A 24659-nucleotide genomic window follows, 5' to 3' on the forward strand; every position below is an offset into this window, starting at 1 on the left:
CTTGGGAATGGACTTTAGGATAAAGCACCTGCTTCGGTTTTCAGCCGTTGTCTCTCCGCGAGTGCTGCATCAAACGCCTTTTGCTCTGCAGCTTGGACTGCGGGCGAGAATCTCACTAACACTGTCCCAAACGAAGCAACTGCAACCATTACACCGAGATACAGCAAGCCTTGCTGCATCGTGATACTCTCAGACCGGAACAGGAAACCCGCTGCAACGGCACCAGCATTGCCACCCGCGCCGACGATACCGGCTACGGCTCCTAACGCCTTTCTATTGATAAACGGAACGATTCCAAACGTCGCGCCTTCCGACATCTGCACGAAAAGACTGAAGACAATCATCGTTCCAACGGCAAGCACGAGCACCGCCATTTGTGAGAACACCATCAACAGGATCCCTTCACCTAACAGTCCCACGAAGAGGAACATGACACGCCCGCGGAGTCCCATCCTTTTCGCAAAGAAATCGGAGAAAAACCCACCGAGACTTCGGGCAAAAATATTCATCAAACCGAACAAGCCAGCGATGAGTCCCGCGGTCTTGACATCCAAGTGGAACTGATCGTGATAGTAGAGCGCAGCGACGTTGTTAATGGTTAATTCCACCCCGAAACAAGCGGCATAAATAAAGAAAAGTGCCCAGACGCGGTAGTCTTTAATCGCCAGCATGAAAGATTCCTTGCCTTTGCCCTCTGAAGGTTCAAGTTCACCGCGTTCACGGAGTTCCTTATAGTTTCCATCGGGGGCATCTTGGGTCAAGAAGTAATAAGCAAACCCAGTGATAAACAGCGCGATACCGGGAACAATCATCGCCAATCGCCATCCGAGGAATTCGCTCACACCGAAGCTGAGAATAGCCGTAAAAATGAGCGGCATGACCATCTGCGTAACACCGCCGCCGAGGTTCCCCCACCCGGCTGTCGTCGCATTCGCTGTGCCGATAACATTCGGTGCGAACATCACCGACGTGTGATACTGCGTGATGACGAACGACGCACCGATTGCACCGATTGCCAGTCGGAACAGCAGAAACGATTCGTAATTCTGAGCGAGTCCGATACCCATGACAGGCAGCGAACCGAGGATCAGGAGCCATGTATACGCCTTTCGGGAACCGATCTTATCGCAGAGCGGTCCGATTAAGACACGCACCAGCACCGTAATTGCCACAGAGGCGATAATCGTATTACCGATCTGTGTTTTTGTTAACATTAGGTCTTCGCGCACAATCGCCATAAGCGGAGCAATCCCAAACCAACCGAAAAATGCGAGGAAGAACGCGAACCATGTGGTATGAAAGGTTCGCATCTGGATCGTTTTTAAGCTAAAGAGATTTATCCGTGTTGCTTTATTTTTTATATCCATAATTTTATATTTCCTTGCGGATAAGTTTCATTGATTGGTAACTTGACCGTTTTCGAGTCGCTTTGAACGTTGTTCAAAGCTAATACTATTTTTCGACATTCGGCAAAAGCGATATTACCGCCGTGAAAGGTAAGGGACGAGTCCTTCAAGCACTTGCGGTAAATCGTCACAAGGTACATTTTCCAATACTTTGGGCGCGACTTTCGGGTTTGCACCAGCATCTCCTTTGAGGAACACGTCCACCGCATCGGTAACAACACCATCAATCTTAATTCTCTTACCAAGCAGTCCAATATCAGCGGCAGCGTGATTGCCACACCCGTTCGGACAGCCAGACCAATGTATCGTGAGCGGTTTCGTATTGCCAAGCCTCGCTTCCAAATGCCGGATCGCTTCCATCGCGCGTTCTTTCGTTTCAATCAGTGAGAAGTGGCAGTAGTCGATACCTGTGCAACTCACCATACCGCGCATGACTTCCGAAGGATCATAGCGGAGTTCGTGTAGGAGCGGTTCTGCGGTTAATTCTCCGAGCTTTGCGTCCGGTACGTTGGTAATAATCAGGTTCTGTCCCTGCGTGAGACGGATATCGCCGTTGCCATATTCCTCCGCGAGCCGAGCGACCTCGAAAAGTTGTGTTGTCGTAATACGTCCGACAGGGACAACAAGCCCGACGTAGTTGAGATGTGGCTGTTTCTGTGAGAAGATACCGGTATGGTCAGTCTTCTTCTTCCCGCGCGCATCTTTACCCGCCCTCAGGAGCGGTTGTTTTCTATGCCGACGACTTTCTAATTCTTCCCGGAATTTTTCTACACCCCAGTCTGCAATCAGAAAAGCGAGGCGAGATTTATTACGAGCCGTCCGAGGTCCGTGATCTCGAAAAATTAGCGTAATATCCGCACACAAAACCGAGGCTTCCTCAGGGATAATAAACACATCAAGTGGTTGTGCCAGTGTGTACCCCCCAGACCCCATCTTTCCGCCAACAGCGACGTTAAAGCCTTTTGTCTCCTGACCATCAATCTCCTTTACCGCAGGCGTAAGCGCGATGTCTTGTGAGGCGGTATGCGTACAGTTATCCAAACATCCCGTGATACCGACATTAAACTTGCGTGGAATATCGGTGAATTCCTTGTTGCCGACAATGAGGTTCGTGAATTCCCTGCCGACATGCGAAGCGTCAAACAATTCGTTCGGCGTTAACCCAGCGACGGGGCACCCAATTACACCGCGAATGTTATCGAAACCGGTTTGGAGTGAACCTAAACCGACCGCTTCCAGCCGATTCCAGATGTGCTGAACATTTTCAATCGTGAAACCGCGGAGCTGTATCTGCTGACGCGTCGTGAGATCCACAAATCCCGGTCCGTGTGCCTCACTGATTTCAGCGATGGCGCGGAACTGTTCGGCGTTGCTAAAACCGCTGGACATGCGGAGCCGCATCATAAATGCCCCAGGGGTCTGTTTTCGGTAAAAGACACCTACCCATTTGAGTCGGTCGCGTTCGTTTGCCGGAATAGATTCCCAACCGTTCCGAATGTAGTTCGGAATGTCGTTGATCACCTCAAGCCCGTTTTTTTCTTGTTTGAGGACCTCTGCGGCGTTTATCTTGGGCTTCCTTTTTTTCGCAGCCGCCGTTGGTGCTGAACGCACCTTTCGACTTGCAGGAATAACTTTCTTTTTTGATCTTGATTCGTTCACCTTTGAACCTCCTTCAGAAATAAATGGCATTCAAACGGATACATAACCTGAATATAAAGACAGAAAAAAAGGCATCTATCGGCAAGCACAATGCTTCGCCAAATAGACACCTGTGTCTGGTTCCAGACCGTCTTTGGTTGGAATCGTCGTTATTATCTATTATGCCTAATAACACAAAACATATTCATCTGTATTAGGCAAAATCGGTAATTCTCATGTGTACGTTTCGTTCATCCTTGAACATACGTACTTTCAAAGCGGAAATGGATATATCCGCCTATAATTTATTTGTCAACACTTCTGCAACCGACAGAATATCCTGCGAGACTTCTGCGAGCCGCTTTCTGCGATTCATCGCCATTTTTCGTAAAATTTGATACGCCTGCGCTTCATTACAGCCACGTTGCTGGGCGACAAGCTCCTTTGCACGTTCAATGATTTTGCGTTCAGCAAGGTTTGTTTTTGTCTTTTCGAGTTCCTCTTGCAATGCCCGGAATTCATAAAATCGAGCGATGGCTGCCTCGATGATCGTTTTAACTCTGGCACCGGTGAGTTTCCCGACCGCATACGCCGACACACCCGCACGTGTCGCCGCCTGAATCGTCTCCGACCGTTCATCGCGCGAAAACATGACCGTCGGACACGGATAGTCCTCATGAAGTGCCGCAACCCAATCGAGTATTGCGTGCCCCGGAAAATCGACACCGATCAGTATGATGTCCGGCTTTATGCGTGAGACTTGATCCGCCAAACCTTCCTGTAGACGCAGCGGCACAGCGACGTTGTACCGACTCGCTTCCAGAATTTGGACTAACGAAGTTGCACGCTCTGGGTTGTTATCAATGATTAAAACGCTCGGTGTTGTGGTGCTTGCTCCCATCTGCGACCCTTCCGAAGTTAATGCCTTGTAAATGTGCTGAAATGACAAGGCATGTTAACCTTACATATCAGCATTAGCAAGAACCTTGCCAAAAGTCCGAATTATTGATTTCCGTAGGGCGCGTAAGGTTTCTGGAAAATGAAAGCTGCAGAGAGCGTCCGCGGGGTGCGAATTTTTGCCTATTTTTTTAGCAGAATTTACGCGTATTTTCCTATTTTTTGGGCAATACAGAAAAAGAAGACTGGAAGATTGGAGGAAGAGAAAACCGGAAATGGGATTACAACGCCTTTCACGCGTTTACGCGTCGGACGGTGTAGATAGAAACTCGGTTAGTCCTTCCGTCCAACTTAACAGGATAAATAGATTTCTGATAGGTAAAGCCGTTGTCATTGAGCAATTTGAAAAATCCGATAGCGTTCTTTCGGTTTGGCTCGGAAAAGAGGGCAACACCGTTTGGGGTAAGGTAATCTTGAAGTAAAGTCGCAATCGGTTGCCAGTGGTGTTCTTCATAGATAACATCGGCGGCGAGAATATAGCGGAATTTGCAGTTGAAGCAGGGCGTATTCCAATCCATCTGGACGAAATCGGCTCTCTTTTCAACGCCGTTTTGTTCCGCGTTGTGGTGCGCGAAGCGGAGTGCTTCGCGTTCCGCGTCCGTGAAAACCACTTTCGCATCCATCCGACATGCGACAATTCCTGTGAGTCCAAACCCACACCCGATCTCAAGAGTCGGTGCTTCTCTGAGTTGTGCGCCAAGTGTCTCTACATGGCGAGCAAGACCGATAGAAGATTCCCAGAGATAGGTCCAGTAAGGGAGATAGAGTTTACCTTCAGTGTCCTCTCGACTGAGTTGTTCGAGGAACCAATCGGGTTCTTCTATAAGTGTGAGTTGTACGCGACCGGTCTTCAACTTAACGACGGTACTTGTGAGGGGGTAGTCTCGTAATTGGGTGTCCATTTCCGCTATGATACCCCAAAATCAAGTCGTATTCAAGAAAATTGTCCTGAAATATAGCACTTTACTTGAAATTGGTTATAGAGTTGGAAGGGAAAAAGAAAGGGCAGCTACCTGTTGATATGATGGTGACACGAACGTGCTCGTTTCGGTTCTGTAAGGGAGTCGCGACCGGGAGTGCTTCGCAGTGAGAATTCCACAGAAACATGTCGGGATTGAAATCCCTCCTACGGCAAATCTGAAAAACTTGCACTTTAAGATATTTTGTTATATCATAATAGTATAAGGTGAAAGTGGAAGGATAACTGAGAAATGACGAAATTGAGAAATAAAACACAGAATAAATCGCGGGGTTTGAAGGTCTGGTTTTTGCTTGCGCTGACTGTTCCGGTTTGTGTGTTGGTGCAAGCCGATGAGCATGTTCCTGATGTTGAAACTATCGTCAAAAAGATTGATCAACTCTATCGGAGCGAGACAAGCCATGCCGAGATGGAGATGCACATCGTCACGCCACATTGGGAACGCACGCTCGCAATGACGGTTTGGACACAGGGGATGAACAAGACTTTTATCCGAATTACGGCACCCAAGAAAGAACAGGGAGTCGCGACACTGCGTATCGGGAACGAGATGTGGAACTATCTGCCGAAGACAAACAAGACGATGAAGATCCCGCCATCAATGATGATGGGGTCGTGGATGGGTTCCGATTTTACGAATGACGACTTGGTCCGGGAGTCGTCGATGCTCGACGATTATACTTATCAGTACGTTACACCAGAAGACGCATCCGCGGATCATCTCTATGTCCAGCTGACACCAAAAGAGGATTCTCCAATCGTTTGGGGCAAGATTGTTGCCGCCGTGCAGTCCGACGATTATATACCGGTGTGGCAGCGGTTCTATGACGAGAAAGGGAACCTGATGCGAGTGATGAACTTCAAAGAGATCAAGACCTTTGGTGACAAAATCGCGCCATCCCTGATGGAGATGATTCCACAGAACAAAGAAGGACACAAAACGGTTGTCCGATGGTTGAATGCAACTTTCGATTCGGACATCGACGATAAAATCTTCACACGCCGAAATCTTCAGAGAAGAAGATAGGTTAGACGGCACGCGGCGCGTGCCTACTACTATGATACTTAAGATTGCGTTTCGTAATATCTTCCGCCAAAAACGGCGTACAATCCTTACCGCCCTCGCGATGATTGTCGGTTTTACGCTCTTATCGCTAACTATTGGCTTGTCCGACGGTGCGTATGGGAATATTATTGCGATGTTTACGCGCAACCGTATCGGACACATTCAGGTGCATCGCGACGGGTATCTCGATAAACCGTCGCTCTACAAAACGATCGACAACACCTCTGCTGTAGGTGAGACGATTCAGCGTATTGTAGGCGTTGAAGCGTGGACCCCACGTGTCTACGGGGCAGGACTCGGCTCGGTTGGTGAAAAGAGTACAGGTGTACAAATCATTGGGGTTGATGTGGCACGTGAAACCGCAGCAACCCGTTTTGACCAAAAAGTCGTTGAAGGTAGGACACTCAGCGAAACGCCATCGCATGAGGCAGTTATTGGGAAAGGGTTGGCGAAAATTGTGTCTGCAACGGTTGACAGTGAAATTGTAATCGTTTCACAGGGGGCTGACGGTTCGATTGCGAACGACGTGTATAAAATCGTCGGTATCGCAGAGAGCGGAGACGACCTAACGGACCGCGTGGCGTGTTATCTGCACATTGAAGACGCTCAAGAATTGCTTGTGCTCGCCGAACGCGTTCACGAAATTGTTGTGATTGTCTCAAACATCAACCGGGTCAATAAAATTACGGGCGCAATCGAAACGCAACTCAATGATCCGACGCTTGATGTAGCACCGTGGCAGGTGGTCGCCAAATCCTTTTATCGCGCCATGCGAACCGATCAACAAGGTGATATGATCGGTCGTCTGGTGATTATGCTGATTGTTGCTATGGGTGTCCTCAATACAGTGCTGATGTCGGTGCTGGAACGGACGCGTGAATACGGTGTGCTGAAGGCAGTCGGGACAAAACCGGTGCAAATCTTCTGGCTCGTCGTTTGCGAAGTGGTCATCATAGCACTGGGCAGTATCTGTGTTGGCGCGCTCCTTGGGGCCTTGATTAACTATCTGTTCTCTATATACGGTTTCCCTTACCCTGAAGAAATTACCTATGGCGGCATGAAACTCAAGACGTTGTATGCTGAAGTCAACGTTCGATGTCTGGTTACTCCAGCTATCATCGTTATGTTATCAGCGACGATCTTCAGTCTGTTTCCTGCGATAAAAGCTGCGCGTATTATGCCTGCGAAGGCGATGCGGACACATTGATATAGTTGTCAGTTATCAGTTATCAGTTAAGAGGTTTTCGGGGTATCCTAAAGTCTCTTTCTGATAACCGAACTGTTCTCACTGCGAAGCATGACGACTACTGAAAACTGATAACTATTACACAGAAAAACCGAACTGTTCTCACTGCGAAGCATGACGACTACTGAAAACTGGAAGGTTTTTTTGAAAAAAAAACGAACTGACAACTGATAACTATGTCTTGGATTTTAATTAAACTCGCTTGGCGAAATATCTTTCGGAATAAACGGCGTACGATTATTGCTGCAACAGCGATCGGCCTCGGTTTGGCTGCGCTGATTTTTGTTGATGCGTTAATGATCGGGATGACAGACAATATGGTGCGGACTGCCACTGCCTCTTTCCTCGGCGACGCGCAGATTCATCGGGCAGGTTTTCGAGACGTACAAGAGGTCTCATTGACGATTCAGGCACTTGACGAAGTAACGGAGAGTCTCGCTCAGGAAGGGATTGTCGAACATTTCACCCAAAGGGTACTTGCGCCAGGTATGATTACGTCTCCAGCGAATGTCAGTGCAATTGCGCTTGTGGGGGTTCATCCGCCGACAGAAAAATTTCTGTCCCAAATTGATGATGCGATCACGGAAGGTGTCTATTTTGAAGGCGGTAGCAGCCGTGAGATCGTTATTGGTGCGAAACTTGCAGAAATCTTGGAAATTGGGCTTGGGGACCGAGTGGTCGTGACAGTCGCGCAAGCCGAAACCGGAGACCTCTCCCAAGAGATGTTCAGGATTTCCGGTATCTATTATTTTGCGAGTGAAGAAATGAACGCCGCCATGGCATTTGTTCGGATTGAAAAAGCACAAGAGATGCTCGCGATTGGGAACGCTGCACATGAAATCGCCATTAAATTTACTGCTCTTGCCTACTCGCAAGATCCAGCACTGCCGTTTTGGGAGGCGTATTCCCGACACGGCAACGAAGTCTTAAGTTGGACGGAACTGATGTCGCAATTAACAGCGATATTAGAAATGACAAAATACAGCAAATACATCATGGGGGGCATCTTGTTTGTTTTGGTTGCCTTTGGAATTATCAACACGCTTTTTATGTCGTTGTACGAGCGGATGTTTGAGTTTGGTGTGTTACGTGCTGTCGGAACGCGTCCTTTCGGGATGGCACGCGTTATCTTGTTTGAAGCGGGTGCCTTAGCGATCGTGAGTATTGGGCTCGGGGCGACACTTGGATTTGTTTTGACAGCAGTTTTTGCGCATGTCGGAATTAATTATATAGGCATTGAATTTGCTGGCGTGACCGTACAGGAGTTCATCCGTCCGGTCATGACGGTTGAACAGTTCACTGCTTATCCGGTGTGGTTTTTTATTTTTACGATCATCGCTGGACTCTATCCGGCACGCTACACAGCGAAAATGTCGCCAGCAGCGGCAATGCGGCGGAGTTTTTAAATTTTTTACCTATGAAGTTCTCGCTCTGCTTTTTTCTACGTCAAAAGCGGGTTTTCGCTAAATTCAGATCCAACTTGACAAAACAGTTTTTTAGGAAGTCACAATGGAACAGGTACAGAACACAGATGTTATTGTTACAGCAGGTGTGACGAAGGTTTATGAAGCGGATGGGATTCCTGTCAACGCGCTTAACGGGATCGATTTAACCATTCAGTCGAGGGAATTTACGGCACTGGTGGGGCCATCTGGTTCCGGCAAAACAACCTTTCTCAACATCATTTCCGGGTTGGATAACCCTACAGCAGGGAAAGTGTGGCTTGCGGGTAAGGTGCTATCGGAGATGAGTGGCAACGAACTCTCTGACTTTCGGCGTGATAACATCGGATTCATCTTTCAGGCTTACAACCTGATACCTGTGCTGACAGTCGAGGAAAACGTTGAGTACATCATGCTCTTGGCGGGTGTCCCGAAAGCGGAGCGGCACGAGCGGGTTATCGCAATGCTTGAAACGGTCGGGTTGAAGGGGGTTGCCGACCGAAAACCGACGCAGCTTTCAGGTGGACAGCAACAGCGCGTCGCTATCGCACGTGCGATGGTCTCTGAACCTGAGATTATCCTTGCCGATGAACCAACAGCGAATCTCGACTCGAAAACGGGTGCCGATCTGCTTGAGATGATGCGTCACCTCAATGAAGAAACGGGTATGACGTTCATCTTCTCGACCCATGATCCGATGGTGATGGAGAGTGCAACGCGTCTGATTACGCTTCGCGACGGGCGGGTAGATACGGATGAGACGAAATAATAGTTGTCAGTTGTCAGTTTTAATAGTTTTCAGTTTTCGGTTATCAGTTATCAGTTAAGAAAAATAAGAATTTCTGATGAAAAAGATCCTGGTACTCGTCATCTATTTAGTAACAACGCTCCTTGTACGGATCGCTGATGCTGAATTCCGAGTTGGTGGTTACTACAAAAACTTTTCCACTGTATTCAATTCACCACTTCCAGACGCACCAATAACGGGGATCGTGGTCAATCGGCTACGGCTTAATCTCTCCTACGCCCCCGCGGACGCGCTTTCATTTGCTTTCGCTTACGATTTTACGCCTCGTGTTCAAGACCCGTTACTCTTTTCGCAGTCGCCGTTTGCTGTCGGTGTCGCTTCGTCGAGTTACCGCATCGCAGATTTGGACTCGCCAATCTATCCGAGTGAAGAAGAACCAGTTGGCAGTGTCGGTATTTATCATAATCTCGATCGCGCCTCGGTTCAGTTCAGCACAGAATTCGCTGATTTTTCCATCGGTCGAGACGCTATTGCTTGGGGGAGTGCGCGGATCATAAATCCAACCGATGTTATCGCGCCCTATACTTACGATCAACTGGATACGGAAGACCGCGTTGGGGTAGACGCTATCCGGGTGCGGATTCCTGTCGGTGTGATGGGAGAGGTAGATGCCGGTTACATCGCCGGTGCCGATTTTGATTTTGATAAGAGTGCGGTCTTTCTCCGAACACAATTGAACGCCGCGGAAACGGACTTTTCAATTTTACTGTTGGAATTTCAGAGGGATCTGCTTGTCGGTTTGGATATCGCTCGCGGTATTGGCGGTGCGGGGTTCTGGTTGGAAACGGCTTATGTTTTGACTACTCCGTTTGATGATGAACCTGATGCATCGGCAGATTATCTGCGTACCTCTGTCGGTTTGGACTATAGCTTCGGCGGCGAGACTTACGCCTTTATTGAATATCATTTCAATGGCGCGGGTGCGAGGAACTCCGAAAATTACCTCACCAATTTAGAGCGATCAGCGTATACCCGTGGTGGTGTTTATCTACTGGGTAGGCACTATCTCGCTCCCGGATTCACCCATCAACTGACCCCGCTGGTGAGTTTCAGCGGACAGATGCTGTTTAATCTATCCGATCCATCGACTTTCGTTGCGCCACAGATAGCCTATAACGTCGCCGAGGATATTCACCTCTCTATGGGTGGTTTTGTTAGTATCGGCAAGCGACCTAAAAACGGTGAATCACCCAAATTCCAATCGGAATTTGGTAGTTACCCGAATCTTTTCTTTTCCTCATTTCGCGTCTATTTTTGAGACTTTGACAAGTTGTACGAAAACTGGTATAATGTGTGGTACAAATCAGAAATCATTGGACGAAAAAAATAAAGTATGAATAAAAAACGGATGCTTTTCATAGGTATTTTCGGCATTGTGGTTTTGTGCGTAGGACTCTTCTATTGGCATACCCAACGCCAAGCGAACTACGCGAAAACACGAGAACTTTTCGCGCCTATCTATGAATATTCGGGAAGACTCACACCAGAAGAACAAAAACGTTATTCTGAATTCACGCATTCGATTATGAACGTTGAACTTTCTGTGGCGAAAAAATACGTCTTACCCAAGCGAGAGATGCTTCAGTTAGAGGCACACAGCATGACGTTATATCGCAACAATCCTGAACTGATGTTTGTGAACAGTACGCCGCCTTACCCCGCCGGCACGGATGTCGAGCCGTTTATACGACATTTCAGTATCTTGGCACTGATCGCTAAAACCAAGTTAGCAGATTTGCCTGCTGACAGCAGAAAGTCAATAATCTCGCACCTTGAAGCGTTCCAAAAACGCCTGACGAAAAATAGCGTTGAGGTCTATATTCAAGAAGTCAGAGATATGTCTTTGCGTCCGAGCCAAAAACTGCCGCCGATGCGTTTCGGCGTTGCGTCTGCTCCGCAAACAGCAGGCGGGGGTGTTATCCAAATCACTGATACTTATGAAAATATGTACGAGGTTGATTTGGATGATCCAACGGATACGGGAACAACAGAGGATACCACCGAATTGTATGCGAAGATTGACCGGATTTTTGAACATCTTACCGATGCGGAGTTCCAACGGCTTTCGGATCTCAATAAGGCAGACCGTTCGGCAGAAATCGAGAAATTGTTTTTAACAGAATAGATGTGTCCTGTCACCAAATGAGACGGGCAATGAAGGGTTTTCCTACTACGAACCCTTATTTTTTAGTTCCAGTTGTTTCATTCCATCCACTTGGTATATAAGTCCCTTTTCCCACAGAAACAGTTGTCAGCATTGGTTGATCGCTTGTCGTAATTCTGTCTCTTGCGTTGCAGGTTGGCTTGTGCTAAACTGATGTATTATGCGAAAGCAAGACTTGACAAAAGACAAGACTGACGGCACTGCCCTTATCAAAACGGACCCGTTGCTGAAACCGTATAGAACACAACTGCGTGAGCGGTTCGCGCACTATCAACGCTTTAAAGCCGAGATTGAGAAGAGAGGCGGTGTATTAGGCGAGATAAGCCGAGGACACCGATATTTCGGTTTCAACCATGGTGAACACGAAGGCGAAGCTGGTGTCTGGTACCGCGAATGGGCACCGGGTGCGGAGAGGCTTGCGCTTATCGGCGATTTTAACGACTGGTCGCGCGATGCGAACCCGATGTCCGTTGATGATTGGGGTGTGTGGCACATCTTTTTGCCAGACAGCGAACATGCTGATAGGTTCACACACGGCAGCCTCGTTAAGGTGCATATCGTCTCTGAATTCGGTGGACTTGATCGGATTCCGGCATATATTCAGCGCGTCGTTCAGGAAGGCGATGCTGATTTCATAGGTCAGTATTGGGCACCCCCGCATCCGTATCAGTGGCAGCACCGCGCACCCGATTTTGACATCAACACTGAGGGATTACGGATTTACGAGGCGCACGTCGGCATGGCACAAGAGGCGGAGAGAGTCGGGACTTTCGCTGAGTTTGCGCAAAACATCTTGCCCCGGATTGTGGATTTAGGCTATAACGCTGTGCAGCTAATGGCGGTGATGGAGCATCCCTACTATGCAAGTTTTGGGTATCATGTAAGCAACTTTTTCGCTGTTTCAAGCCGTTTCGGGACCCCCGAAGAACTCAAAGAGCTGGTTGATACGGCACACGGTCTGGGGTTGCTGGTTATCATGGATCTCGTGCATAGCCATGCGGTTAAAAATCTCAACGAAGGGTTGAGCCGTTTTGATGGCACGGAACATCAGTATTTCCACGCCGGTGCGAAAGGTGAACACGTCGCATGGGATTCGCTATGTTTTGATTATAGCAAGTACGAGGTACAACGTTTCCTGTTGAGCAATATTCGCTACTGGTTGGAGACCTATCGGTTTGATGGATTTAGGTTTGATGGTGTCACGAGTATGCTCTATAGCGACCACGGGTTAGAGCGAAAATTTACGGGCTATGCCGATTACTTTGACACCGATGTTGAACCGGACGCTATCGCCTACCTCATGTTGGCAAATGAGGTTGTTCATGCTGTCAACCCCGCTGCCATTTCGATTGCTGAAGACATGAGCGGTATGCCTGGTCTCGCACGGCCTATCGAAGAAGGTGGACTCGGCTTCGATTATCGGCTTGCAATGGGTATCCCGGATTATTGGATTCGATTGTTAAAAGAGAAACAGGACGAAGCGTGGCACATCGGCGAGATTTACGGCATGTTACGCAACCGCCGCGCAGGCGAAAAAAATATCGCTTATGTTGAGAGCCACGACCAGTCAATTGTCGGCGATAAGACGCTTGCTATGCAACTCATGGACGCTGAACTCTATACGAACATGAGTATTTCCACGACGAGCCATCTTATTTCTCGCGGCATCGCGCTCCACAAACTCATTCGACTCCTGACGTTTAGTTTAGGGGGTGAGGGGTATCTGAACTTTATAGGAAATGAGTTTGGACATCCTGAGTGGATTGATTTCCCACGTGCGGGGAACAATAATTCCTACTGGTATGCGCGCAGGCAGTGGCATCTTGTCGAAGATGAAACCCTCCGCTACAAAGACCTCAACGCTTTTGACGGCGCGATGCAGCACCTTGATAAAGCGTCCCATTTACTTACTGATACGGACATCCAGTTATTATTCATTCATGAGGAAGCGAAGCAGATCGTCTATGCGCGGGGTGGACTTGTTTTTGCCTTCAACTTTCATCCGACTGAATCTGTTACAGATTGGCGGGTCCCTGTCCCTGAGAAGGCGGATTACCGACTCGTTCTCAATACCGATGATCCAGTATATGGTGGTTATGGTGCCGTAGCGGGGGTCCACTATCCGTGGCAGGATGTCGCGATAGAGGGGCAGGCACAGTCGATTCAACTCTACGTCCCTGCCCGAAGTGCGCAGGTGTTAGGGTCTGAATCATGAATAGTATTTGTTTTGACGATTAGACCTTTATAACATAAAGTCAAGTGAAAAATAGAAAAGGCAGGATTCCGCAAAAATATTCACTTTTTTGACCAATTGTGATATGATTCTGAAAAAATGTTGAGAGGTGAAAAATGAAAAAATCGAGACAACGCACGGATCGCAATCGCTGGGTACCTGTGCTGGCTGGGTTGCTTTTTTTGTCACTTATTATTGTCGGCATTGTATTTGAGAATAGGAGCCAAAAGAGTTCAGAACCTCGTATTTCTAAGCCAACCCCACAGTTTAAGGATGTAGAATCTCAAGTTAGCGAGCCTACTTATCAACCAACGGTCACATCTATTTCGGCGGATAAACTTTATGAAGCGTATGACGCAAACGCTATTGATGCAGATATGACATACAAAGGCAGAACCATAAATATTTATGGAACAATAAAAAATATTGGGACCGATATTCTCAACCAACCTTATTTAGTTGTTGGAGGGAGCGGATTTCTTGATGGTGTTCAATGTATATTTCCTAAAGAGCAAATGTCTTCTCTTGCTAAATTATCAAAAAATCAGTACGTTCGTATCAGAGGCGAGGTCCAAGGCAAAGTGGTTGGTAATGTTTTAATGAAAAAATGCCTTTTGCTACCAAACTAATAATGACGAAATGAGCGATATAGCATAAGGCACGCCTTTTTCTTTTATAAAAAAAGACAAAGAAAAAATCGCGATAAATGACAAAACCGTGCTGACAAAGGGTTCTGATAATTTTCATAATGTCCTCGTTTCTGTCACTTCTTTATCCTCATGCCTCTCGTGTAAAATCCGCCCGTAATGCAAAATCGCCTATTTTTGAGTTGAATTCTGTGTTTCATACGACTAAGTGTAGATCGCCAAGCATGTGTTTCGGTCGTACAGGCGTTTTTTAGCCGTTTCAAGTTTGAATTTTAGGTTATGTTCGTAGTAGTGCAATCTTGCGGTGTACTCGCCCAAATGTGCTCTGCATTATTGCACTACTTCGCAGCGAGAACACGCCCCAAACGGGCAATAAATTGCCCTACTACAAACCACATTGTCTACTTCCAATTTCAAAATGGACAAAACACTATGCTTCTCGATCGCGCCGAATTGACCTTTGTCATCACGTGGTATTATTATCCAACGAATACGCACGGTTTCCACCCGGACCGCCACCAATTGCCCATGTGCCACGGAACAACGATTGGCGTTTCGGTGGCATCGTTTCGATAATTTCGTGGCTCAGGTTCAGCCGATGCCACTGTGCCCAGATGGAGTTATAGCAATTGAAAACAGCGCACCGTGGATTCGATGGATTCGTCCAATCGTTGGCAGCATGGACGAGACTTTCCGTGAAGATGACAACAGAACCCGGTGGGCAGCTATAGTCATCCATCATCTCACGCATGCTCCCTTCCCACGGTGATTCGCCGATATTCGGACGATACTTGTCAGGACCGCCGTAGTTGAAATGCGCTTTATGGGATCCACTGAGGAAAGAGGTAGCACCTTGTCCTGCCTTCACCTCTTCAAGTTCCCAGACGACACGCGTTAGCCCCGCAAAAATCTTTTCACCGGCGACCTGATACCGCATCGCGTTCGCCTGCTGCGGTGGACGTACAACGTGCGGCAGCCCGTTATCGCCACGTTCCGACACAGTCCAACCGGGTTCTCGGACAGTAGTAAAAGACCCCTCACACCGAAATCCGTAGCAATCGTCGTGTTGTACAAAAGGGGCTTCGGACAGAATTTCATTTAGAACCCCTACAATTGCAGGATGGTCAAGGAGGTTCTGAAGTGCGCCTTGATAACTTTGTCTTGCACCCGCATACACTTCTGCTTTCATCTCTTCGATTTCTGAGTCCGATAATATTGATGGCAATAAAATCCAACCCCGTAAATCGAAGAAAAACTTCTGTTCTGGGGTCATCGGCACGGGTTGATCATTAAACGTTTCTTTTGTCATGGATATCTCCTTGTAACTTGAAAAGTCTTTGAATTATGTGGTGTTATTCTCCAGCGAATATGCACGATTCCCACCGGGACCACCACCTATTGCCCAAGTGCCACGGAATAAAGATTGACGTTTCGGCGGCATCTTTTCTATGATTTCATGACTTAGATTCAGTCGAAACCATTGCGCCCATATTGAATTGTAACAATTAAACACAGCACAACGCGGATTGTCAGGGTTCGTCCAGTTGTTGGTAGCATGTACAACGCTCTCAGTAAAAATAAGCACCGACCCAGGCGGACAACTATAGTCCTCCATCATATCCTTTATCTTATTCTCCCAAGGGGATTCACTAATATTCGGACGGTATGGGTCCGGTCCACCATAGTCGAAATGCGCCTTATGAGACCCATTCAGAAAAGTCGTGCCCCCTTGTCCGGCTTTCACCTCTTCAAGTTCCCAAATCACACGTGTGAGTCCTGCGAATATCTTTCCACCGGCAACCTGATACCGCATCGCATTTGCTTGTTGTGGCGGTCGTACGACATGTGGCACCGCAGTACCCCTATCAGAAGCAGTGCTCCAGCCAGGTTTCCTGACCGTCGTAACCGAATTCTCACATCGAAAGCCGTAGCAATCGTCAAAGATAAATCGTTCATCAGCAAGGATTTCGTTGAGAATCCCTACAAGCGCAGGATGATCCAGTAAATTCTGGAGTGCTCCCTGATAACTATGTCTGGCACCCGCATAGACTTCCGCTTTCATCTCTTCGATTTCCGACGCTGATAATACCGATGGTAATAAAATCCAACCCCGTAAGTCGAAGAAAAACTTCTGTTCGGGTGTCATCAATTTCTCTCCGGGAGCCAATGGCATTGGATCATTAGAATTACGGACTTCTCGCATAATAACCAAATCCTTTTATGGACAAACTGTCCAAATATTACAACGCCTGTTTCAATCCAGGCAAGAAATAATCCTTAACGACAACCTCCCAACTCATCCGGGAAGCGATGTCGTAGCCTTCTCGCAGCATGTCCTCTACATCACGGGGTTTACGCGGCAAGCGTCCTAAAAGCTTCGCCGCGATGTCTCGGCTATTCTCCATTTCAATCGCGTTCCGTTCCGCTAAGCCAATGTGCAGCACATCATCCAACGATTTCGGCGGGATCTGTAGCTGCGTATAGTCGGCAACGACAATATTCGGGACTTCGCGGTTGTCGGTGGCACGTTGAATGAAACCGCAACATCCGCACACATTGCTAACGACACAAATCGCGCCGAAACTCAGCGGTTCCACTTGGGCGATTCCGAAGGGTTCATAAATAGACTGCCCAAACTCTGCATCACTTCCCTTACGGATGTCCATGAACTCCATCTCTACCGGCATCCGTTTGCCGCAAGCGTCCTGGCTCCATCCAAACTGATTGACAAAGACGACTTTGATTGCCTTAGATTGTAGGTTGAAAGCCGAGACACCGTTGTTCAATTCGATTTCTGCGCCGACCAAATCCGGATAACCGATTTTATGGTACATGGGCCATCCGTAGGCTTCCTCCATTTCGTGAATGCTTTCGTTCGGTCTTCCTGTTGCAATTTCTGTGGAGAGGATGAACAGCACAGCGGTTTTATCGTTAGAAGCGAGGAGGTCATCAAGATGCATGAGCACCTGTAAATCGCGCCACAAGCCTTTGCTTTTAACGAGCCGCGTTACGTGTGTAAAGACGTAATCGGGACGATAATCTAACAATGTTTTCGCATATTTTTGGAGCAGGGCTTTCGATGTTAACTTTTCTTGTAGACTCACCTCAAACGCCGGGATACCGTTATAAACAAGGTTAATCGGAAAATCCTCAAACGGTTTTGCCAAGAACCGGAGTTCGTCTACAACGAGATCTCCGACCGCAAAAATGGTATCACAAAGGTGTGATTTGTCAATCAAGGCGTGCTTGAAATACCAGAACGGATCGTCAAACACATCGCGGATGGATTGTCCTTGCGCTTTTGCCTGATCTAAAGCGTTGTAAAAACGGACATCGTGGCCGGGATGCCCTTCAACAATCGGACGTATCGTTGCCACTTCGTGCGCGTAGAAGACGGTGCGCATGTTCTGCGCTTTTTCATTCTTCTTCCGTTCAATAAGCACTTTGAGCGCAAGGGGCATCCCCATGAATTCGTGCGAGACAACAAACACAGGGGTCGTTGTCTCTTCACCGATGATTGCCTGCAGTGCCGCATACGCGGGTTCGGCAAGACGGACGTATTCCTCAAATTCCCATTCGCTTTCGTAACGATTTGATTCTATTTGGAAGTGTTCATAAAGCTGCCATTTGAATTGACCAGTCAGTGCTTCGTTGCTGCTGGAGACGTTCACCAAGATGACATCTGTGAGGATTGTAACTTTCTGACTTTTGTCCTCAAATTGTCGTTGTCCATAGACGAGTTCCACATGGTAGGTCTGCTCAATCTCACTAAGCACCTTTGCGTGCGGTGTATCTATTATCCCACTGCTCGCGTGGTACAAGAGGGTATCTAATCCCCCTAAATCGGCACCCGAAAAGAGAGGACCCACGAGAAAAGTGCGCTCAATCGCTGCGTTGTAGCTGCGGGTTGTCAATAATCCTTCCAAAACTGCACCGATGCCCCCCATTTTTTGGATGGCTTCGTGTGTAACGTGAACAACAATGCTCAAATTTTTACCTCGTTTAGCGTTTTTTATATAGGTCTGCAAGTAAAGTCCTAAAAGAATAAAAAGATAATAAGGACGGTTCAGGAATCATATATCCGTTGCGAAATTATAACACAATGTTCAAATAGATGTCAAATTCGTGTCAGTGTCTATTACGCTTGACAACCCCACCGAAAGTAACTATAATATATTCTCGAGCCTTGTGCGGCACCTTTTGATTTACTATAAGAAATTTTCGGCGTAAACTGTACAAGGCATAGGCTAAAATGTATTCAAAAAATCCCTCAATTTTTATATGCTTTTGGAGGTAGCAATGTTAGAAGATATTGGAAGCGTAGCGGGTGCTATCTGGCACTACCTTGAAGAAAATAGCGAAGCCACCGTTACCAAATTAACACGCGAACTCGGTGAGACCGAACGCACTGTTCTCATGGCGATCGGTTGGCTTGCCCGCGAAGGCAAATTAGATTTTGAAAAACGGAAACAGGGTACTTATATCACACTAAAAACACAACACTCAGACGCAGCAGCGGCATAGATCTCGGAAGGAGAACGGAATTAAATGAAGCCACTTCACCAACTCACAGTGGTGCCTACCTTACCCGCGAATCTTGAACCCCTGCGTGAACTTGCTTTAAACCTATGGTGGACCTGGGATCGCGAAGCATTGGATCTGTTTCATCATCTCGATGCGGAATTGTGGGAAAAAACCTATCATAACCCCGTCGCAATGCTCGGTCAGATCTCACAAGAACGGTTGGAGACGACTTCAAAAAACAGCGTGTTCCTCGCACGGCTTGAGGTCATCCACAAGAAGTTTAGAGAATACCATAAAACCCCTTCATGGTTTGAGACAAATTACAAAGATGATACACTCAAGAACCTACAAATTGCCTATTTTTCAATGGAGTATGGCTTGACGGAGTGCATGCCGCTCTACTCTGGCGGTTTAGGGGTCTTAGCAGGCGACCATCTAAAATCCACGAGTTACTTAGGACTCCCTTTCGTCGCAGTTGGGCTGCTCTATCAGCACGGCTACTTCCGCCAGACCCTTACCGCCGATGGCTGGCAGATGGCGGATTACCCCACCAATGACTTTTACAATATGCCAATTCAGCCAGCGACACTCGCTGATGGGGCCCCGCTTTTCGTCGAAGTCGAATATCCAGAAGGCAAAGCGATCGCTAAAGTCTGGTGTGCCCAGGTCGGGCGCATTTCGCTGTATCTGCTGGATACAAATATCCCCGAAAACCAGAACGAAGAGTTGCGGAGTATCACGGATTACCTATATGGTGGTGATGAGCGCCTCCGTATCAAACAGGAAATTCTGCTCGGTATTGGTGGCTATCGTGCCTTAACAGCACTCGGCATCCAACCAACCGTTTGCCACATGAATGAGGGGCACGCCGCGTTTCTCGCGATTGAGCGTATCCGGCAGATGATGTCGCAGACAGGTATCCGTTTTGAAGAAGCCTGCGAAGCGACAAAGGCAGGAAATATCTTCACGACACATACGCCTGTTCCGGCTGGCATCGACTGGTTTCCGCCCGATTTAGTCAACCACTACTTCAGCAGTTATTACCGTGAACTCGGTGTCTCCATGGATACCTTTCTCGGTCTCGGTAGAACGAATCCGTTGAACACGCATAGTGAATTCAGCCCCGCGCTTCTTGCCCTTCGGCTCTCCGCAATGTGCAACGGCGTGAGCCAACTGCACGGAGAGGTTGCCCGTGAGATGTGGAAAGACCTCTGGCCCGGTACGCCTGTACATGAGGTGCCTATTGGTGCGATTACGAACGGCATTCACACGCGTTCATGGGTCTCTGGCGATATGCAGAGCCTTTTTGACAGATACCTTGGACCTCGTTGGATAGTCGAACTCACGAATCAAGCAGTGTGGACACAAATCTCGCAAATACCGGACTCCGAACTGTGGCGAACCCACGAACGAAGGCGTGAGCGTCTGATTACATTCGCTCGTCAACGGCAGGAACAGAAGCAGGCACTCGGCGGCAGCATTTCCAAGCGTCCGCAAGAGAGTGACACCATGGCAACGAAAACACTCAATTCAGCGGCGTTGACGATTGGCTTTGCGCGTCGGTTTGCGACTTATAAACGCGCGACCTTACTGTTCCATGATGTTGATCGGCTTGATAAGATTCTCAACCACCCGGAACGTTCTGTTCAACTGATTTTCGCGGGGAAAGCGCATCCACATGACTATGAGGGAAAATTGCTTATCCAGCGTATCGCTCGGATCGCTGCGGAACCGCGATTTTATCATAAAATCGTCTTCATCGAAAATTACGATATTTGTGTCGGACGTTATCTCGTTGAAGGTGTTGATGTGTGGCTTAACAACCCGTTACGTCCAAATGAAGCGAGCGGTACGAGCGGTATGAAGGCTGCAGCGAACGGGGTGCTGAATCTCAGCATCGCAGACGGCTGGTGGGCTGAGGCAAATCATCTGGGCGGTGGGTGGACGATTGACACGGGCCCCGTTATAGAGGATTCCAAATCCACCAATAAAGCGCACGCGAATGCCATCTATGATCTCCTTGAAAACGAGATTGTGCCGCTTTTCTACCAACGTAACTCCGTTGACGATGTTCCGCATGAATGGGTCGCACGGATGAAGACTGCAATGCAGAATCTCGCACCTATTTTCAATACAAAACGGATGGTGTCAGAATACGCAGAGCAGTTATATTTTCCGGCACATCGGCGTTGGCAAGAACTCAATGCATCCGAGACGAAGCGTAGCATCGCCTTAGCGCGTTGGAAAAGTCATATCCGAGACCATTGGAGCGACCTTCGAGTTGAGGAAAAGCGGACGGATGCGAAAACCACTGCCGCGCAAAACGCTGAGCTTGGGGTGGGTGAGTCAACAACAGTGAAAGCCGTCGTCCGAACCGACGTGCTGTTTCCTCACGAACTCGCCGTGCAAATCTATCACGGTGTATTAGATGAAGCAGGCGAAATTCACAATGGAACTGTGAGTCCAATGGCGTATAAAGACGACCTCGGGGGCGGTACTTACCTTTTTGAAGGGACGCTGACCTTGAAACAGACAGGCTTGCACGGCTATACTGTGCGCGCCTTGCCCAACCATGAGGATCTGCAATCTCCACACGAACTTGGGTTAGTGACGTGGGCTTAACGGTATACCTTCCATCTTTTGGGCGGGAGGGTTGCTTTTGCGTTGCTGAAAACCATTTTTAAGCGTATAATAGTTAAGTAAGACACCTGTGTACTCGTGTCTCGAAAAAAGAGAGATTTCCTAACTTCGTAAAGCGTTCCCTTTAACGAAAACCCGTTTTCTGACAACGGAAGAAAACGGAGCAGAAAGGCCCATAGTTAAAAAATCGGTATGGACAGAAAAGTAGCAATTGCCCGCGAAACAGCAGAGACCCGCATCCAGCTCAGTCTTGACCTCGACGGAACAGGGGCATCCACTATTAATACGGGTGTCGGATTCTTGGATCACATGTTAGAACTCTTTGCCAAACACGGGTTCTTTGACCTTGAGATTGAGGCAAAGGGTGATTTACATGTAGATGCACATCATACGACGGAGGATGTCGGCATCTGCCTTGGACAAGCCCTCCAAAAAGCAGTACTTGACAAAGCGGGGATGCAACGGTTCGGCAGTTTTAGCGTTCCGATGTATGAATCCCTCGCCAAAGTTGACTTGGATGTCTGCGGACGGCCTTACCTCCACTTTGAGACACCGCTGAGTTCCGGGAAAGTCGGTGATTTCGATATTGAACTCGCCGAAGAATTTTTTCACGGATTTGTGAACCATAGCGGTACAACCTTGCACATCAACGTCCCGTACGGCACGAATCAACACCACATCATTGAAGCCATCTTTAAGGCGGTTGCGAAGGCGTTGCATATTGCAACACGCCTTGATGAAAATATCACGGGTGTACTGTCCACTAAAGGGAGTTTATAGTAATGAGTAACGGGAGCGTTATTGCGGTTATTCTTGGCGGCGGTCGCGGCACACGGCTATTTCCACTGACACGAGATCGAGCGAAACCGAGTGTCCCGATTGCAGGCAAATTTCGACTGGTGGACATACCAATTAGCAATTGCCTCCATTCAGGATTGGAAAAAATCTATGTTTTGACGCAATTCAACTCTGTCTCCTTGAATCGACATATTGCACAAACGTATCGCTTTGATACCTATCGCCGCGGATTCGTCCAAATTCTCGCAGCGCAACAGACGCTGATGGGCGAAGAGTGGTATCAAGGAACAGCGGATGCCATCAAGCACAATGAACCTTATATTCTCAACCCTCGCTTCAAAGACGACCATGTTCTCATCCTTGCCGGTGACCATCTCTATCGGATGGATTATCAAAAAATGTTGGCTGTTCACACTGAATCCAATGCGGACATCACAGTCTCTGTTATCCCGGTGGAGAAAGAGGTCACGAGCGGACTCGGCATTCTCCAAGCAGATGCGAATGGACGTATCGTTGATTTCGTTGAAAAACCGCAAACGGAGGATGAACTTCAGCGGCTGCGCGTTGAACCTGAGGTCTTTACATCACGGGACATTGAACCACAAGGAAGGGAATACATCGCTTCAATGGGGATCTATATTTTTAATCGTGAGGTCTTACAAGAGGTGCTTCGAGATGAATCAAATGTAGACTTCGGTAAGGATATTATTCCAAAGAGCATTCAGGCGCGTACGGTCTCAGCCTATTTTTTCGATGGCTATTGGGAGGATATTGGTACGATCCACGCTTTCTATTCGGCAAATATAGCACTCACGGATGCTACACCGGCGTTCAACTTCTACGATGAACAGGCACCGATTTATACCAACCGTCGGCACCTACCAAGCACGAAAGTCAACAGCAGTAGTGTCCGTTCATCGATTCTTGCCGAAGGTTCTATCATTGATGATTCTGAACTCGATAGAACGATTGTCGGCATCCGAAGTATCATCTCCGGTGGCAGTCGAATTTACCAGTCTATACTTATGGGAGCAGATTACTATGAGTCAGATGTATCGCGAGTGGAGCATGAAAAGTCAGGTATTCCTAATGTCGGTATTGGACGCAATTGCCTGATCCAGAATGCAATTATTGACAAAAATGCGCGTATCGGTGATAATTCAGTACTTGTAAACCGAGACGGAATTGACAACTACGATGGTGAAGACTACTACATTCGGGATGGTATTGTGATTGTTCCAAAAGACGCGACGATCCCTCCCGAAACCGTCGTCTAAACGATAGCCTTGAATTTCAGCATCAAGGTCTGTTTAAAACGGGGAGTTTTTGATGTACAGAGTACTAACATTTTTAATCCTGAGTCTTTTTGCGCTAATGCATCTCATAGCAACACAGGTCGTAGCACTGGATACAGACGGTCTTGTTGGTGCGTGGTTGTTCGATGAAGGCAAAGGAGAAACCGTTACGGATTCCTCCGATAACGGATTGGATGGAAAAATCGCGCAGGGTAAACCGAAGTGGGTTGATGGCAAATTTGATGGTGCGATGGAATTCGGCGGGCAAGATATGGTAACCGTTGATGATGATAATGCGCTTGATTTAGCGGAATTCACAATCGCCGCATGGGTGAATATCCCGAAAGTCTCCGGTGCGTGGCAAATTATTGCCACTAAAGAAAACCGTAATCCGACGGGCAGAAACTATGGGCTTTTCGGTCATATTAACTCCGGTGTTGTCCATTACTCCTTCACAACAAATTCCGGATGGAAATCATTTGATGCCAAAACTGTTGTAACGGATGGTGACTGGCATCACGTTGCAGGCACTTACGATGGCTCAGACTTCAAATTCTATCTTGATGGAGCGATTGATGCACAAGTCGCACCCGGAACAAAACCGGATAACCACGATAATTTCCTGTTTATTGGGGGCTGCGACATCGGTAACTACTGGATGACAGGCACTATTGACGAGGTGGTTCTCTATGACAGAGCCCTCAGCGAGAAGGAACTCAACGAACTAATGGAAGATGGGATGTCTGTCGCGTTAGACGTGCAACCCGGCGGAAAACTGGTGACGACTTGGAGTCGAATTAAGACGCAATAACGTCC

At 47.9% G+C, this 24659-nt stretch carries 20 protein-coding genes; 13 read left to right on the forward strand and 7 right to left on the reverse strand.

The annotated features are described in order from the left end of the window. Nucleotides 1–14 precede the first annotated feature (14 nt). The 4 genes from OXH00_06965 to OXH00_06980 all read right to left on the reverse strand — a co-directional run bounded on the left by OXH00_06965 (nucleotide 15) and on the right by OXH00_06980 (nucleotide 4903). Nucleotides 15–1367 (reverse strand): MFS transporter, encoded by a 1353-nt coding sequence (locus OXH00_06965; protein ID MCY3740741.1) that lies wholly within the window; start codon nucleotides 1365–1367, stop codon nucleotides 15–17. 114 nt (nucleotides 1368–1481) lie between these two features. Further along, the gene (locus OXH00_06970; protein ID MCY3740742.1) at nucleotides 1482–3065 is read right to left on the reverse strand and encodes a ferredoxin--nitrite reductase; all 1584 of its coding nucleotides are present in this window, start codon (nucleotides 3063–3065) and stop codon (nucleotides 1482–1484) included. A gap of 277 nt (nucleotides 3066–3342) precedes the next feature. Beyond that, nucleotides 3343–3945, reverse strand: a complete 603-nt coding sequence (locus OXH00_06975; protein ID MCY3740743.1) for an ANTAR domain-containing protein — start codon at nucleotides 3943–3945, stop codon at nucleotides 3343–3345. Nucleotides 3946–4234: 289 nt separating this feature from the next. Beyond that, nucleotides 4235–4903: a methyltransferase domain-containing protein gene (locus tag OXH00_06980; GenBank protein MCY3740744.1), complete on the reverse strand. Its 669-nt coding sequence runs from the start codon at nucleotides 4901–4903 to the stop codon at nucleotides 4235–4237. Nucleotides 4904–5212: 309 nt separating this feature from the next. Here OXH00_06980 and OXH00_06985 point away from each other — a divergent pair, with 309 nt between their 5' ends. From OXH00_06985 to OXH00_07020, 8 genes are all read left to right on the forward strand, one after another. After that, complete coding sequence (locus OXH00_06985; protein ID MCY3740745.1) at nucleotides 5213–6007, forward strand: outer membrane lipoprotein-sorting protein; 795 nt, start codon at nucleotides 5213–5215, stop codon at nucleotides 6005–6007. Then, on the forward strand, nucleotides 5940–7253 hold the full coding sequence (locus OXH00_06990) for an ABC transporter permease (GenBank protein ID MCY3740746.1): 1314 nt from the start codon (nucleotides 5940–5942) through the stop codon (nucleotides 7251–7253). Before OXH00_06985 ends, OXH00_06990 begins: the two co-directional genes overlap by 68 nt. Before the next feature lie 215 nt (nucleotides 7254–7468). Further along, complete coding sequence (locus OXH00_06995; protein MCY3740747.1) at nucleotides 7469–8698, forward strand: ABC transporter permease; 1230 nt, start codon at nucleotides 7469–7471, stop codon at nucleotides 8696–8698. Between the two features lie 103 nt (nucleotides 8699–8801). After that, the gene (locus OXH00_07000; protein MCY3740748.1) at nucleotides 8802–9503 is read left to right on the forward strand and encodes an ABC transporter ATP-binding protein; all 702 of its coding nucleotides are present in this window, start codon (nucleotides 8802–8804) and stop codon (nucleotides 9501–9503) included. A 76-nt stretch (nucleotides 9504–9579) separates the two neighbouring features. Further along, nucleotides 9580–10800 carry a hypothetical protein gene (locus OXH00_07005; GenBank protein ID MCY3740749.1) on the forward strand — a complete coding sequence of 407 codons (1221 nt, stop codon included), beginning with the start codon at nucleotides 9580–9582 and terminating at the stop codon, nucleotides 10798–10800. A 75-nt stretch (nucleotides 10801–10875) separates the two neighbouring features. Then, entirely contained in the window at nucleotides 10876–11667 is a 792-nt protein-coding gene (locus OXH00_07010; GenBank protein ID MCY3740750.1) for a hypothetical protein, read from the forward strand. Between the two features lie 199 nt (nucleotides 11668–11866). Continuing rightward, a complete protein-coding gene (locus OXH00_07015; GenBank protein ID MCY3740751.1) occupies nucleotides 11867–13921 on the forward strand; it encodes an alpha amylase C-terminal domain-containing protein in 2055 nt (684 codons plus the stop codon). Between the two features lie 134 nt (nucleotides 13922–14055). Then, complete coding sequence (locus OXH00_07020; GenBank protein MCY3740752.1) at nucleotides 14056–14568, forward strand: hypothetical protein; 513 nt, start codon at nucleotides 14056–14058, stop codon at nucleotides 14566–14568. A 484-nt stretch (nucleotides 14569–15052) separates the two neighbouring features. Here OXH00_07020 and OXH00_07025 read toward each other — a convergent pair whose 3' ends face one another. Genes OXH00_07025 through OXH00_07035 form a run of 3 tightly spaced genes read right to left on the reverse strand, consistent with a single transcriptional unit; the run spans nucleotide 15053 to nucleotide 18575 of the window. Then, the gene (locus tag OXH00_07025) at nucleotides 15053–15895 is read right to left on the reverse strand and encodes a phytanoyl-CoA dioxygenase family protein (GenBank protein MCY3740753.1); all 843 of its coding nucleotides are present in this window, start codon (nucleotides 15893–15895) and stop codon (nucleotides 15053–15055) included. A 33-nt stretch (nucleotides 15896–15928) separates the two neighbouring features. Continuing rightward, nucleotides 15929–16789 carry a phytanoyl-CoA dioxygenase family protein gene (locus tag OXH00_07030; GenBank protein ID MCY3740754.1) on the reverse strand — a complete coding sequence of 287 codons (861 nt, stop codon included), beginning with the start codon at nucleotides 16787–16789 and terminating at the stop codon, nucleotides 15929–15931. A 37-nt stretch (nucleotides 16790–16826) separates the two neighbouring features. Beyond that, nucleotides 16827–18575: a hypothetical protein gene (locus OXH00_07035; GenBank protein ID MCY3740755.1), complete on the reverse strand. Its 1749-nt coding sequence runs from the start codon at nucleotides 18573–18575 to the stop codon at nucleotides 16827–16829. A 310-nt stretch (nucleotides 18576–18885) separates the two neighbouring features. Between OXH00_07035 and OXH00_07040 the strand changes: the two genes are divergently transcribed. The 5 genes from OXH00_07040 to OXH00_07060 all read left to right on the forward strand — a co-directional run bounded on the left by OXH00_07040 (nucleotide 18886) and on the right by OXH00_07060 (nucleotide 24654). Further along, nucleotides 18886–19110 carry a winged helix-turn-helix domain-containing protein gene (locus OXH00_07040; protein MCY3740756.1) on the forward strand — a complete coding sequence of 75 codons (225 nt, stop codon included), beginning with the start codon at nucleotides 18886–18888 and terminating at the stop codon, nucleotides 19108–19110. A 24-nt stretch (nucleotides 19111–19134) separates the two neighbouring features. Beyond that, nucleotides 19135–21732, forward strand: a complete 2598-nt coding sequence (gene glgP / locus OXH00_07045; GenBank protein MCY3740757.1) for an alpha-glucan family phosphorylase — start codon at nucleotides 19135–19137, stop codon at nucleotides 21730–21732. 210 nt (nucleotides 21733–21942) lie between these two features. Then, a complete protein-coding gene (hisB, locus tag OXH00_07050) occupies nucleotides 21943–22530 on the forward strand; it encodes an imidazoleglycerol-phosphate dehydratase HisB (protein ID MCY3740758.1) in 588 nt (195 codons plus the stop codon). A 2-nt stretch (nucleotides 22531–22532) separates the two neighbouring features. Further along, the gene (locus OXH00_07055; GenBank protein MCY3740759.1) at nucleotides 22533–23825 is read left to right on the forward strand and encodes a glucose-1-phosphate adenylyltransferase; all 1293 of its coding nucleotides are present in this window, start codon (nucleotides 22533–22535) and stop codon (nucleotides 23823–23825) included. A 52-nt stretch (nucleotides 23826–23877) separates the two neighbouring features. Then, nucleotides 23878–24654: a LamG domain-containing protein gene (locus OXH00_07060; GenBank protein MCY3740760.1), complete on the forward strand. Its 777-nt coding sequence runs from the start codon at nucleotides 23878–23880 to the stop codon at nucleotides 24652–24654. Nucleotides 24655–24659: the final 5 nt, after the last annotated feature.

The sequence above is a fragment of the Candidatus Poribacteria bacterium genome (assembly GCA_026706025.1).
GTDB lineage: Bacteria > Poribacteria > WGA-4E > WGA-4E > WGA-3G > WGA-3G.